This window comes from Streptomyces niphimycinicus (assembly GCF_018883605.1).
Classification (GTDB): domain Bacteria; phylum Actinomycetota; class Actinomycetes; order Streptomycetales; family Streptomycetaceae; genus Streptomyces; species Streptomyces niphimycinicus.
The window spans coordinates 1-13,922 of sequence record NZ_JAHLEM010000609.1; the positions used below are offsets into that span (position 1 = coordinate 1).

Sequence of the window (13,922 nt, forward strand, 5' to 3'; positions counted from 1 at the left end):
ACCGCGTCCGCCGTGCGGATCCGCCCCGCCACCGGCCCGGCCAGCGCCATCGCCGCCGCCGGGGCCAGGAAGGCCACCCCCGCGCCGTTCGCCGACAGCCGCCACTGCCCCTGCAACGCCAGGGGCACGACGAACAGGACGACCACGGTCGCGGCGTTGGCCGCCGCCCCGGCCGCCGTGAGAGCCACAAAGCGCCGGTTGCCGAACAGGGCGAGATCCACCAGTGGATGCGCCGTCGCCCGCTCATGCCGTACGAAGACGACCCCGAGCCCGACCGTGAGCGCCAGGGCCATCGCCGAGCGGCCCGAGGTCCAGCCCCAGAGCTGCCCCCGGTCGACCAGGACCGCGAGCGCCGCGAGCGCGCCGGTCGCCGTGACCAGCCCCGCCGCGTCCACGGACGCCGGTGCGGTGGTGTCCCGCGACTCCCCGGTCCGTGCCGCGCACACCACCGCGACCAGCGCGAGGGGTACGTTCAGCCAGCACACCGCCCGCCAGGACACCGCCTCGGTGAGCATCCCGCCGACGTACGGCCCGCACACCGTGGCCACGCCCCCGATGCCCAGCGCCCGGCCCATGAACCGCGCCCGCGCACCGGGCGGGCAGGCGTTCGTCAGCAGGGCGAGACCGGCCGGCATGGCCATCGCCCCGCCCGCGCCCTGCACCACCCGCGCGCCCACCAGCACCGGAAGCGACGGGGCCAGCGCACAGACCAGCGACGCCACGCCGAACACCACGAGACCCGCCGTCAGCAACCGGCGGCGGCCGTACAGATCGCCCAGCCGCCCCGCGCCCGCCATCAGCGCGCCGGCCGCGAGCAGATACCCGCTGACCACCCACTGGAGGCCGCCTCCCGCCACCCCCAGATCCCGCCCGATCCCGGGCAGGGCCAGGTTCAGCGCGAACGCGTCGAGCTGGACGCAGAACACGGTCGCGGACACCGCCGCAAGCGCCCATCGCCCCGCGGACCCACCACTTGCCGTCGTCATCACACACTCCTCGGCACCCGAAAAGGACAGGTCGGATACCGGGGCTGAAAAGAGAGACGGGCGAACGGAAGGAAACGGGCGCGGCCACCCCGCCCGGGGAACGGCGATCGGTCAGCGGCGGGGCGGCAGCCGGTGCAGCTCCACGGCGGTCAGCCGCCCGGCCTCGATCGCGGCCGTCATAAACGTACAGTACGGCTGCCGGCGCCGGTCGGTGGGGGAGCCGGGGTTGAGCAGCCGCAGCGGCCCCTCGGCCGTGGAGTCCCACGGGATATGGCTGTGGCCGAACACCAGCACATCGAGGCCGGGGAACCGCTCGGCGCAGCGCCGCTCCCGCCCCCGCGCCGCTCCGGTCTCGTGCACCACGCCCAGCCGCACCCCCGCCAGCTCGGCCCGGGCCACCTCCGGCAGCCGCGCCCGCAGCTCGGGCCCGTCGTTGTTGCCGTACACCCCGATCAGCCGGCGCGACCGCTCCTGGAGCAGATCGAGAGTGGCGAGGTCGACCCAGTCGCCCGCGTGGACCACCACATCGACGTGCGGCAGCCGCTCCAGCAGCTCCCCGGGGAGCGCCTTGGCGCGCCGGGGGAGATGGGTGTCGGACATCAGCAGAAGGCGCACACGGACGACCGTACCGCCGTGATGCCCTTGACGAGGACATCGACGGAAGAAATAGTGTGCCAAGCGACTCGGTGTCACAAGGCTCCCAGGGGGTGGACATGGCAGCGCAGTCCCAGACGCGGACGGTGAAGGAGACAGCGAAGGAGGCGGCGCAGGAGCGCTATCCGCGGCCGGTGGTCTCGGCGGCGGAGGCGGAGTGGATCTGGCGGCAGCTCTCGGTACAGGCGATGGAGGACGGCGCGAAGCCGGAGACCGTACGGGTGGCGGTGGTGGTGGGCTTGGCGCGGGCCAGTGGCGCCCGGTACGGCGGACTGCTGCGCTGCAAACTGTCGTCGCTGGACCTGGACTCCGGATGGGTGACCATCGAGCACGGCAAGCATCGCGTCCCGCGCCGGCACGGCCTGGACCGCGGCACCGTGCTGGTGCTGCGCCGCTGGCTGCGGGTGCGGCGGGAGCTCTGTGCCGAGCTGGAGGGGTCGGTGCCGGACGCGCTGCTGCTGACGGTGCACCACACCCACGACAACGGCGTGACCGTGATCGCCGGGCTGCCCATCACCCGGCAGGGGCTGGTGCTCTCCTGGCGCCGGTTCGTCCACCGTACGAACGCCCGGTACGCCGGTCGCCGCCCTCCGCTGCCCACCCGTTTCGAACAGGTCCGCCGGGTCTGGGACACCTGAGTCCGTTCCCCGCCGGGCCACCGGCGGGCCGTTTGCACAACGTGACATTGTACGCTGGCACTCCGCGCCGACTCGACGTGCCATTCGGAGGGCCGAGATGGGTGAACTCAAGCATCGGAGCCTGGCTACCGTTCAGCACCGGCTGCGCGACCAGGTCGCCCATCAGCTCCGTGCGGCCCTGATAGCGGGTGAACTCCGGCCGGGCACGGTCTATTCGGCGCCCGGTCTGGCCGCGGATTTCGGGGTCTCGGCCACCCCGGTGCGGGAGGCCATGCTCGACCTGGCCCGCGAGGGTCTGGTCGAGCCGGTGCGCAACAAGGGCTTCCGGATCACCGAGGTGAGCGAGCGCGATCTCGACCAGTACACCGAGATCCGGGCGCTGATCGAGGTCCCGGTCGTCGGCCGGATCACCCGCACCGCGACCCGCGCCCAGCTCGAAGCGCTCCGCCCGATCGCCCTGGAGATCGTCGACGCGGCCGCCGCGCATGACCTCGTGGGCTATCTGGAGGCCGACCGCCGCTTCCATCTCGAACTGCTGGGCCTCAGTGGCAATGACCGCCTCGTCGAGACCGTCGGCGATCTGCGCAAGCGGTCCCGTCTTTACGGCCTGACCTGGCTCGACGAGCACGACCAGCTTCTGCCGTCCGCCGAGGAGCATGTGGAACTGCTCGATGTGATGCTGACCGGGGACGCCGAGGCGGCGGAGGCGTGCATGGCCCGCCACCTCGGCCATGTCCGTTCCCTGTGGGCCGAGGGCCGCGAGGATGTGGCACGAGTGCCCTGACGGGGGCGCCGCCCCACCGGGCCTCTTGGACGGGGGCGGGCCTCTTGGACGGGAGCGGGCCCCTTGGGCGGGGGCGCGGCGCGATCGCGGATCAGCCGGACGGGGACAGCAGCCGGTCCATCCACTCCTCCACCGCATCGGCCGTGCGGGGCAGGGCCGATGACATCAGGCGGGCGCCGTCGGCCGTGATCACCAGATCGTCCTCGATGCGGACGCCGATCCCGCGCAGTTCGGGCGGCAGGGTCGTATCGTCGGGCTGGAGGTAGAGGCCCGGTTCGACGGTGAGGACCTGGCCCTCCTCCAGGACGCCGTCCAGGTACTGCTCCGCGCGGGCCCGGGCGCAGTCGTGGACGTCGAGTCCGAGCATATGGCCGGAGCTGCACAGGGTGTAACGCCGGTGGAGGCCGCTTTCGGCGGTGAGTGCCTGTGCGGCGGGGATGCGCAGCACGCCCCAGTCGGCGAGGCCCTCGGCGAGCACGGTGGAACAGGCCCGGTGGAAGTCGCGGAAGCTCGCGCCCGGTTTGAGGGCGGCGATCCCCGCGTCCTGCGCGGCGAGCACCAGTTCGTAGACCCGGCGCTGGACGGGGGAGAAGCGCCCGGACAGCGGCAGGGTGCGGGTGATGTCGGCGGTGTACAGCGTGTCGGTCTCCACGCCCGCGTCGAGCAGCAGCAGTTGCCGTGGGTCGAGCGGGCCGTCGTTGCGGGTCCAGTGCAGCACACAGGCGTGGGCGCCGGCGGCGGCGATGGTCTCGTAGCCGGTGCCGTTGCCCTCGGCGCGGGCGCGCAACTGGAAGACGCCCTCGATCCAGCGTTCGCCGCGGGGGTGGCGCAGTGCCGACGGCAGGGCGCGGACGACGTCCTCGAAGCCGGTGGCGGTGTGGTCCACGGCCTGCTGGAGCTGGGCCACTTCCCATGGGTCCTTCACCAAGCGCAACTCGCTCAGCGCGGAGGCGAGTTCGGGATCGCGGGAGGCGTCCCGGCCGGGGCCGAGGCGGGCGAGGTCGGTCAGGTGGGCGCAGCGGAGGCCGGTCAGCCGCTCGGTCTCGGCCAGGTCGGGGCGGCGGCCGACCCAGAACTCGCCGTACTTGCGGTCCCGGTAGAACTCCCCGTCCTCGTCGCGTGGTGACCGCGGCCGGAGGTACAGCACCGGCTCGCCGTCCGGCTCCAGGACCAGCACATGGCCGGGCTGGTCCTCGCCGGTCAGCCCGGTCAGCCAGGCGTACGCACTGTGCGGGCGGAAGCGGTGGTCGCAGTCGTTGGAGCGGACCTTCAGCTCGCCGGCCGGGATGAGCAGCCGCTCGCCGGGGAAGCGGGCGGCGAGCCGGGCCCGGCGGCCGGTGAGCTGCTCGAAGCCGGGGACGCGGGAGTCGTCGGGGGGCGGGGCGGGGGCCCAGTCGTTGGCCATCGAGCGGGCCAGGGCGTCCGATACGGGCAAGTCATGGCTGCCGGTGTGGAGTTGGGCGGCACGCGCGGTCACGAACACCTCCGGTGACGGAAATCTGGATGACCTCTGTCTGACGTCTTGTTAGTGCAATTTCACATTACTATGTTACAGGTCACATCTCGTGAAGTGAAGGCCATCGCCTTGGGCCCCCACTCACCCCCCCACTCACCCCCCACCGGCTCTGGAGGTTCAGGTGTTACATTCGCGCTCCTCGCGCAGACTCCTGCTGGCCGCGACCCTTGCCGCCGCGCTCGTGATGCCGCTCGGGCAGGCCGCCGCGGCCGCGCCCAGCGATCCCGCACCATCCGCCCAACCGTGGCAGCCGAAGGCGGCATCGAAGCCCTCGTCCCGGCCCGCCGACAACCCGCTCGACCACGCCCAACGCCTCGATGTGAAGCCGGAGTTCAGTGCGCCTCCGGCCCCCGCGCCCCGCTCCGCCACCGCCGACGGACGGATCCCCGGCCCGCTGTCCGGGCCGGCCACCCCGCGCCACAGCAAGAAGCCGTCGGTCGCCCCCTGCACCCTGGACGGCATCACCGGACTGAGCCCCGATCAGTTCGCCGACTTCCTCGCCGACCCCGCGGTCACCGCCGACGGCTGTCTGCATGGCCTCATCTGGAACTGGGACCCGCGGCTGATCCCCGTCATGTCCGACGCACACGTCCAGGCCGTGGCCCGGCGCATCGCCTCACTCGCCCCCGGCCATGACGGCGCGAACACCAGCCACCTGTACGAGATGTTCACGTACCTCCACGCGGTGGCCTACCAGGACTTCTCGCACGACGAGATCGACACCACCGACGCCCCCACCGTCAACGCGGTACGCGGCGCGGTCGACGCCTTCGGTGCCGCGGCCCGCAGCTTCGACGCCTCCCGGGCCAACGCGGACACCCTGCGCGAGGCCCTGATCGCGTGCAGCGGGCCCGGCGGACGCCAGTACCAACTCGGCCTGGTCAAGAAGGTCCTGGCCACCATGGACCCGGCGCACACCGCCACCAACAAGGACCAGTCCTGGGGCAACGCCGCCTACTCCGCGCTCTCGCTGAACTACCTGGGCATCTACTCCGGAAACCAGGACAAGGAGTTCCAGGCCGCGGTCGCCGCCGACCCCGGCTACCGTGCCGCCTTCAAGGCGTTCGCCGACTACACCGACCTCAAGGACACCCCCAACGCCTGGGTGGTACGCGACGCCCTCCTCGAGTACGGCCGCTTCGGCGAGATCGACTCCCTCAAGCAGCAGACCGTCACCGACCTCGGAGCCCTGCTGCCCGTCACCGTCCGGAACTTCGGCGAGGGCAGCGCGCCCTGGGGCAAGGTCGTCTCCTGGCTCATCACCTTCGACGCGTGCAAGCCCTACGCCGTGTGCAAGGAGGACATCGAGAAGCGGATCTTCCCGAACACCTACTCCTACGACAACGGCGGCATCAAGGTCCGCACCGCCCTCGACCGCGCCACCGTCGACCAGCTCTACTATGCGTCCAAGCAGGTCAAAGCCCAGTTCCACCGGGTGCTGGGCACCGATGAGCCGCTCGCCGGGGACCCGAACGCCACCCTGAACATCGTGCTGTACGCCTCACGCTCCGACTACGAGGTCTACCATCCGATGCTCACCGGCATGGGGACCGACAACGGCGGTGTCTACATCGAGAAGGGTGCGACCTTCTACACCTACCAGCGCCGCGTGCCCCAGGACTCCTCCCTCACCCTGGAAGAGCTCTTCCGGCACGAGTACACCCACTACCTCAACGGCCGGTTCGCCGTCCCCGGCTCCTTCGGCGAGGGCCCCTGGTACGAGGGGGATCGCACAACCGCCATGGACGAGGGCAGCGCCGAGTTCTTCGACGGCTCGACCCGTGACGACGGCATCCGCGTACGCCAGTCCCTGGTGCGTGACATCATCAACGACACCCAGGGCGGCAGGCCGCGGATGACGATCAACGAGATGCTGCACGCGACCTACGACCGCGACGGCTTCCGCTTCTACTCCTACGCGGGAACGTTCTTCGAGTTCCTGTGGCGCGACCACCCGGCGAAGCTCCAGGAGATGTACCGGTTCATCCGCGCCGACGACCCCGTCGCCTTCGACAACTGGCGCAACCAGCAGGGCGCGGACGTCAACCTCCAGCAGCAGTACAACGTCTTCCTCGACCAGCAGATAGCCATCGTCGACGATCTGTTCGTCCCGGACACCACGTTCGTCCCCAACCAGGACCTGACGCTCACCGACGCCGCCGGGGCGCAGAGCGCCTTCTCCCGGGCCACCGGCAATCAGCCCGCCTGCCAGGACAACGGCGACCGCGAGCACGGACGGTTCGTCTGCACCGGCAAGATCACCGCGAACCTCAGCGACCCCGGCAGCCTCAACAAGGTCTTCACGGAGATGTCCGAGGCGGTCGACGCCAATCTGCTCGACCGTACCAAGCCCGCCGCCGTCGACTTCGGCGATATGAACTGTAGCTTCGGCCGGCCCACCGTCAGCGGCAACTCCGATACCGCGGACTTCAGTTGCGAGGGACCGCTGCGGCGGTGACCTGACGTTCGGTACCGCGCATCCGCACCTGCTCGGTGCGGATGCGCGGGCCGACGTCCCAGCGGACCGGCCGCCGGAACCGTGTTCCGCCGGCCGGCCCTCAGGCCGCGGGTGCCGCGGCCGCCGCGGTGACGGTGAACCGCGCCTGTGCGGTGGCGCCGTTCACGCTCACCGCGAGGGTGGCCGTTCCCGGGCGCAGCGCGGTCAGCTTGCCGCTGCTCGGGTCGTACGCCGCCACATCACGGCGCCCGGCGTGGTCCGGGTCGCCGATGTGGACGCCTGGCGAGCCGGTCCAGTCCGCGCTCAGCGGGAAGGCGACCGGTACCCGGCGGGCAGCGGGCCCCTCGCCCTGGAAGACGGTCGCCGTGATGTCGGCGGTCTGCCCGGTGTGCAGGTCGTCCGGGGCGGTGACGGTGAGCCCGTCCACATGGGCGCGGGTCTGCACCGACACCCAGTCCGGGCCGCCCTGCCACGGTGCGTGGCGCGCTGCCTCCTGGTCCCGGGCCGGGACGTGGTCCACGCCGACCATCGACCAGCCGGTGAAGCCGCCCTGGTTGGGCGGGGTGGCGGGGTTCTTGCCCGAGTTGCCGTTGATCAGATACGGGACGCCGTCCACCCGTGAGGCGTGGAAGGTGCCGACATGGCCGCCGATGAACCCCGCGCCCTTGCCCGTCGTGCGGCGGAAGTCGGTCAGCCAGCCCTCCAGCAGCGCCGCCTCCTTGCGGTCGCCGAGCTGGCTGCCCTGCTGCGGGGTGGGGTCACGCGGCGGCACATGCTCGATCACCATCACCGAGCCGATGCCGGGGTCCTTCGCGGCCGCGTCCAACTGGGCGCGCAACTCCTTGATCTGGTCGAAGCCACCGGCGCGCAGCCCCAGCCGTGAGGTGTCCAGGGTGAGGAAGCGGGTGCCCCGGTGGTCGAACGAGCGGTGGGCGGGCCCGAATTCGCCGGTGAAGTTGTCGATGGAGCCGCCCATCACCTCATGGTTGCCGGGCACGTAGTACCAGGGCAGCTCATCGCCCAGCTCCTCCTTCAGCACGGTGCGGGCGAAGGACAGATCGGCGGGGGAGCCCTCGTCGACCAGGTCCCCGTTGATCACCAGGAAGTCGGGCTTGGCCGCCTTGATCTCCCGCAGGGTACGGCGGGCCTGGGCGACGATCGGGCTGCCCGGATCGCGGGCCACGAACTGCGCGTCGGACATCACCGCGAACCGCCAGTCGCGTCCCCGCACCTGTGCGGCGGTGGAGATCAGCGGATCGGGGCGCACGCTCTCGGTGGGCAGCTCGACGGAGGGCGGCACCCGCGCCGAGAGGTCGTCGATGACCACACTGCCGGTGTACTGGCGGGTGGCGCCGGTCTCGGCGAGGTAGAAGCGGTTGACCTTCAGCGGATAGGCGACCCCGGCCGGGACGTCGAAGTCGACATGCCGCCAACCCGTCCAGGTCACATACGGTCCGCGGAGCAACTGGTCGGAGCCCGCCGCGTCCTTGAGGTGCAGAGTGGGCCACGCCCCCTTGCCGTCGCCCTTGATCCACAGGCCGAAGGACTGCGACTGCCCGTCCACCTCGATCTGCTGGGGCGGGGTGACATAGGCCGCGCGGGTGGCCGTGGACTGGGTGAAGTCGTAGTCCAGCTTCAGCCCGGTGCCGGTGTGGCCGTCGGGCGTGGCCTGTGCCGAACCGGAGGCGCGGGCCTGGCTGAAGGTCCAGCGGTCGGCGTCGTCGAAGGACGCCTCCTGCCGCTCGGTCAGGCCGACGGTGACGGCGAGCACCGTGGTGGCGCCGCCGACGCCGACCTTGACCTGCCCCGCGGCCTGGTCGTGGCGCGCCTTGACGGTGAAGGTGCCCGTCCGGGGGTCCGGGGCGATGTCGAACAGCGCGTGGTCGTAGGAGAGCCGCACATCGGAGGGTTCGACGGGGGCGCTGGTGCCGTGCGCGTCCAGGCCGACGATGCCGAACCGGCCCGTGGCCTCGGCGTCGGCCAGGCCGACCAGCCGGCCCGTGGGCCGGATCCGGTCCAGCCGGTCCAGGACGGTGAGGCCGATGTCGCCGTGGGCGGCGCCGCGCCGGGCGGTGACGGTGGTGTCGCCGCCGTGGCGGGCGGTGAAGGTGCCGTCGGAGCCGACCCGGCCGATGTGGGAATCGGCCGTCCGCCACTGCGGCGCGCCGTCCGCCGGGCCGTATGTCTCGTCGTAACCGGCGGCGGTGAGGCGGCGGGTGAGCCCGGGGAAGACCCGCTCGGGGTGGCCGCCCCGGACCGGGTCCGCGGTGGGCGCGGCCGCGCGGTCCATCGCGGTGTCCACCCAGAAGCCCTTGAGCCGGCCGCTGCCGTCGGGCGCGGTGAGGGCCAGGCCGTTGGGGACGGTGCGCTCGGCACCGTCGGACGGGCTGTTCTCCACCCGGGCGGTGTCGCTGCCGGGCTCGCGGGCGACGAGCGTGGAGGAGCCGCCGCCGTCCAGGTTGAGCGCGCTGTAGGCGCCCGCGTCCCTCATCATCAGGCCCAGCTCGGTGAGGGTGACCCCGCCGCTGTCGGCCTGCCGCCCGTCCACGGTGAGGATCTGCATGGTGCGGCCGTCGCGGGAGAAGCCGACCGCGGTGCGCGGCGCCGTGGTGTTGTTGCCCTCGCCGTCGTGGTCGACCGGCTTGCCGTCCACGACCAGCGGTTCCCGGCCGCCGACGGCCGTGCGCGGCAGGTTGCCGTCGGCGGTGCGCGGCCGGTACTCCATCGACACCGCGTCGCCGACGGCCAGTGCGGACAGCGTGTCGGCCCCGGCGTCCCGGCCGAGCAGCACGGTCGCACCGGCCGGGATCGGGCCCTTGCCGGGTGCGGTGGCCGCCTTGGTGACCTTGCCGCCCACGACCGTGACCTCGGCGGTGCGCCGTGCGCCGTCCACGGTCTGGGCGCGGTCCGCCTCGCCCCACTGGGCGGTGTACGCCCCGATCCCGGCGGCCGGGACGTTGGCGGCGTTGAGCGCGGCGAGCGGATGGGGGCCGTCGGGGAGGGTCAGGGTGCCGTCGAAGTAGAGCTGGAGGATGCGGCCCGCGTCGGCCGGGCCGATGCCGACGGACTGGGCGGGCCCGGCCGCGGAGGCGGAGTTGACGAGGCGGCCGTCGCCGATGCCGTTGCCCTCGGGGGCGCCGGTCTGGTTGATGTCGAAGAAGTCACCGTTGATCGCCGCGACCGTGCGGCGCCCCGGCCCGGCGTCGTGCTCGGCGGCCAGTTGGGACACCGTCCGGCGCTCGGCGACCTGGTCGGGGTGGAGATAGTCGACCTTGGTGCCGCCGGTCAGGTCCACCGACAGCGCGTCGACCCGCAGCCATTTGTCCGACTCCAGCCGGTCGTACGAGGTCAGCTTCACTCCCGGGGCGACCGGCCGCGAGGAGCGGGCGGTCTGGAGCCCGTCGCCGTCGGCCACGGACCGGGTGCCCGGCGCACCGCTGGCGGCGGGCGGCGCGACCGGCCGCAGCATCTCCGTGGAGACCCGCGGCAGGGGTTCGGGCGCCGGGGCGGGGGTGGTGTCGGCGGTGGCCTGGCCGGCGGCGCCCAGCACAAGGGCGGACACCGCGGCCAGGGCCGCCAGAGGTCTGGCGAACGCGACAGGAGGCACGGCAACTCCATGGGGCCAGGGGACTCGCGTGGTTCACACGCACAGCGCCCCAGCATCGCCCCGGAGTTGACCGGGCACCAGAAGGCGTCGGCGACGACACGGGAAACAAATGACCAAGTCGGCGCGGAGGGTGGTCGCGCCTGCCCCCGTGGAGCGGGTCAGTCGCCGGTCACCGCGTCGAGATAGACCCAGTCGCCCTCGTGGCGTACGAAGCGGCTGTTCTCATGGAGCGAGCCCGTGCGGCCGCCCTCGGTGTAGTGGGCGCGGAACTCGACGGTGCCGGTGGTGTGGAACGCGCTGCCCTCGGTGGTGCCCAGGATCTCCAGGCGCACCCAGCGCACTCCCGCGTCGAGCCCGGCGCCGGGCGGCCGGGTGGTGGGGTGCCAACTGCGCAGCAGATACGCCTCGTCCCCGACGGCGAAGGCGCTGTAGCGCGAGCGCATCAGTTGCTCGGCGGTGGCCGCGCGGGCCTGGCCGCGGTGCAGCCTCCCGCAGCAGTCGTCGTAGGCCGCGGGCAGCCCGCAGGGGCAGGAGGCCGGGGTGGGGCGGGCCGGCCGCGGGCGTCGGGTACGTCGGGACATGATCCCCATTGTGGCGGGTGGGATGGACGGGGTGCCGCCTTGGCCCGGACGGCGGCTCAGGGCTCGACTGTTCGGGTGGCCATGGCTCAGGGCTCGACCGCTCGGACCGTCATGGCTCAGGGTTCGATCACGACCTTCAGTTGCGCGGGGTCGGAGAGCGCCGTCTGAAGCGCGTCCGCGGTGTGTTCGAGGGGGAAGCGGGCGGTGACCAGCGACTCCAGGTCGATCCGTCCGGTGGCGGCCAGGGAGACCGCGGCGGGGAATTCCCCGGCGTAGCGGAAGGCGGTGACCAAGGTCAGCTCCTGGCGCTGCATCCAGGCCAGCGGCAGCGTGGTGCGGGGCTGAGGCGGGTTGCCGACGGCGACCACGGTGCCGCCGGGGCGTACCGCGTGCGCGGCGGCGGCCAGGGCGGATTCGATACCGGAGCAGTCGAGCGCGATGTCGAACACCGGATCCTTGGGGAGGGGTTCACAGGAGGTGTCCAGGGCGCGGTCGGCGCCCAGGCGGCGGGCGTGGGCCAGTCGGCCGGGGTTGACGTCGGTCACCACGGTCTCGCCCGCCCCCACGGCGCGGGCGGCCTGGAGGACCAGCAGGCCGATCGGCCCGGCACCGGTGATCAGCACCCGGTCCCCGGCCGTGACATTGCCGCGGCGCACCGCGTGCAGGGCGACCGCGAGGGGCTCGATGAGCGCCCCGGAGGTGAGGGGGAAATCGTCGGGCAGCGGATGGGCGAACTCGGCGGGCACGGCCAGATGTCCGGTCAGGGCGCCGTCGGTGGGCGGGGAGCCGAAGCAGCGGCCGTGGGGGCACTGGTTGTAGCGGCCCGCGCGGCAGGCGCGGCAGCGTCCGCACGGGATGGCGGGCTCGATCGCGACCCGGGTGCCCGCGGGCAGGGGGCCGTCGCCCGCCACGACCGTTCCGGCCGCCTCGTGGCCGAGCGCGGTGGGGGAGCGGAGCACATGGGGGCCGTTCTCGCCGTGGGCGTAGTAGTGCAGATCGGAGCCGCACAGCCCCACCGCGCCGATCTCCACGAGAACCTCGCCGGCGGCGGGTCGCGGAATGGGGCGCCGCTCGATGCGCACGTCCTTGGGGCCGTGCAGGATCGCGGCGGTGGCGTCGTTCATCTCGGGATGGTTCTCCTCGTGCATGAGTGGGGCTCAGGCGGCGGACAGCCGCAGCGGTTCGACCCGCTGGACGACCAGGCCGTAGGTGAGGGCGCCGACCACGCACAGCGCGCCGGACAGCATCAGCGGTGCGACGAAGGAGTGGTTGAAAGCGCCCAGCAGCAGTCCGGTGGTGGTGGAGCCGAGGACCCCGGCCAGGTTGGAGGCGAAGTTCTGGATGCCGCCGAGCGAGGCGACATGACGCGGGGTGGGGGCTACGTCCGCGGGCAGGCTGGCCACCGAGGCGGCGGAGAAGGCCAGGCTCGCGTAGCTGACGGACAGCAGGACCAGGGCCCACATGGCGCTGGGGACGAGCACGGCGAAGGCGATGACCGAGGAGAAGAGCATGCCGCACACCAGGCAGGTCTTGCGGGCCCGGGTCACCGACCAGCCGCGGCGCAGCAGCGTGTCGCTGGTCCAGCCGCCGAGCAGACTGCCGGCGATGGCGACGATGCCGGGCAGGGCGCCGTAGAAGCCCAGCTTGAGCAGGTCGAAGCCGCGGGCGTCGACGAGGTAGCTGGGGAACCAGGTGATGAAGAAGTAGATGACGTAGTTGAGGCAGAAGAAGCCGATCATCATGCCCCAGACCGTGCGGTGGCGGAACAGGTCGCGCCAGCGCACGGCGGGCTCCTGCGGCGCCGTCTCCTCGGCGGGGCCCTCCTCGAGCCGGGCGCCGCCCGCCGTGACGTACGCGCGCTCCTCGGCGCTGAGCCCGCCGCGCGCCGTGGGCTCGCGGTATGCCTTCAGCCACAGCGCCACCCACAGCAGGGCCACGGCGCCGGTGACCCAGAACGCCATCCGCCAGCCCTGCCAGGCGATCAGCGCGGTCACGACCGGGGCGGCGACGGCGGTGCCGGCCCGGGCGCCGTTGTCCCAGACGCTGTTGGCCAGCGCCCGTTCGCGGACCGGGAACCAGCGGGAGACGGACTTGGCGCACGAGGAGTAGGCTGGGGCCTCACCCGCACCGAGGGCGAGGCGGGCGAAGAGCAGGCTGCCGATGCCCCGGACGAAGCCGGTGCCCACGGTGACCAGCGACCACAGCAGCCCGCCGATGGCGAACATGCGCTTCTCGCCGTAGCGGTCGATCAGCGCCCCGGCGGGCAGTTGGCCCAGCGCGTAGGTCACGAAGAACATGCTGAGGATGACGCCCTGCCACTCGGGGCCGATGTGCAGGTCATCGGTCATATAGGGCAGGGAGATGGAGATGGTGGCGCGGTCGACGTAGTTGACGGTCATGCCCAGGAAACAGAGGAAGACCATCAGCCAGCGGGTGTTGTGCCGCAGTCCGCGTGGGCGCGGTGGCGCGGGGCTGGCCTCGTCCTGGGACGGTGTGTCGGTGGCGGGGGCGACTCTGGGCGTCTTCAAGGCGGCTCTCCTTCGAGGGGGCGGTGGGTGCGGTCAGCGCGGCGGCCGGGCGCAGGAGTCCAGCTCCGCCCGTACGGACGCGACGAGGGCGGCGTCGTCCGCGAGGTCGCCTGCGCCCAGCAGCCGCAGCAGCCGGCGCGGGGCCTGCGAGTGCGGGCCGTCCCAGGCCC

10 protein-coding genes are annotated in these 13,922 nt (G+C 72.6%); 3 read left to right on the forward strand and 7 right to left on the reverse strand.

Going from position 1 to position 13,922, the window contains the following annotated elements; translation table 11 throughout:
* A partial coding sequence (locus KN815_RS37625; protein ID WP_216346325.1) for an MFS transporter occupies positions 1 to 986 on the reverse strand: 986 nt, incomplete at its 3' end.
* 111 nt (positions 987 to 1,097) lie between these two features.
* On the reverse strand, positions 1,098 to 1,601 hold the full coding sequence (locus KN815_RS37630; RefSeq protein ID WP_216346326.1) for a metallophosphoesterase family protein: 504 nt from the start codon (positions 1,599 to 1,601) through the stop codon (positions 1,098 to 1,100).
* A gap of 98 nt (positions 1,602 to 1,699) precedes the next feature.
* On the opposite strand from KN815_RS37630, the gene KN815_RS37635 reads away from it, so the two are divergent.
* Both KN815_RS37635 and KN815_RS37640 read left to right on the forward strand, forming a co-directional pair.
* Positions 1,700 to 2,278 carry a tyrosine-type recombinase/integrase gene (locus KN815_RS37635; RefSeq protein ID WP_216346327.1) on the forward strand — a complete coding sequence of 193 codons (579 nt, stop codon included), beginning with the start codon at positions 1,700 to 1,702 and terminating at the stop codon, positions 2,276 to 2,278.
* Positions 2,279 to 2,375: 97 nt separating this feature from the next.
* Positions 2,376 to 3,062, forward strand: a complete 687-nt coding sequence (locus tag KN815_RS37640) for a GntR family transcriptional regulator (RefSeq protein ID WP_216346328.1) — start codon at positions 2,376 to 2,378, stop codon at positions 3,060 to 3,062.
* Between the two features lie 91 nt (positions 3,063 to 3,153).
* Here the strand turns inward: KN815_RS37640 and KN815_RS37645 are convergent, their stop codons facing one another.
* Positions 3,154 to 4,539, reverse strand: a complete 1,386-nt coding sequence (locus KN815_RS37645) for an aminopeptidase P family protein (RefSeq protein ID WP_216346329.1) — start codon at positions 4,537 to 4,539, stop codon at positions 3,154 to 3,156.
* Positions 4,540 to 4,699: 160 nt separating this feature from the next.
* On the opposite strand from KN815_RS37645, the gene KN815_RS37650 reads away from it, so the two are divergent.
* Entirely contained in the window at positions 4,700 to 7,036 is a 2,337-nt protein-coding gene (locus KN815_RS37650; RefSeq protein ID WP_216346330.1) for a collagenase, read from the forward strand.
* 100 nt (positions 7,037 to 7,136) lie between these two features.
* Here KN815_RS37650 and KN815_RS37655 read toward each other — a convergent pair whose 3' ends face one another.
* The 4 genes from KN815_RS37655 to KN815_RS37670 form a co-directional block, all read right to left on the reverse strand.
* A complete protein-coding gene (locus tag KN815_RS37655) occupies positions 7,137 to 10,643 on the reverse strand; it encodes a phosphodiester glycosidase family protein (protein WP_216346331.1) in 3,507 nt (1,168 codons plus the stop codon).
* Between the two features lie 158 nt (positions 10,644 to 10,801).
* Positions 10,802 to 11,224: a YchJ family protein gene (locus KN815_RS37660; protein ID WP_216346332.1), complete on the reverse strand. Its 423-nt coding sequence runs from the start codon at positions 11,222 to 11,224 to the stop codon at positions 10,802 to 10,804.
* 116 nt (positions 11,225 to 11,340) lie between these two features.
* Entirely contained in the window at positions 11,341 to 12,348 is a 1,008-nt protein-coding gene (locus KN815_RS37665) for an NAD(P)-dependent alcohol dehydrogenase (protein ID WP_216346333.1), read from the reverse strand.
* A 33-nt stretch (positions 12,349 to 12,381) separates the two neighbouring features.
* Positions 12,382 to 13,752: an MFS transporter gene (locus KN815_RS37670; protein ID WP_216346334.1), complete on the reverse strand. Its 1,371-nt coding sequence runs from the start codon at positions 13,750 to 13,752 to the stop codon at positions 12,382 to 12,384.
* Positions 13,753 to 13,922: the final 170 nt, after the last annotated feature.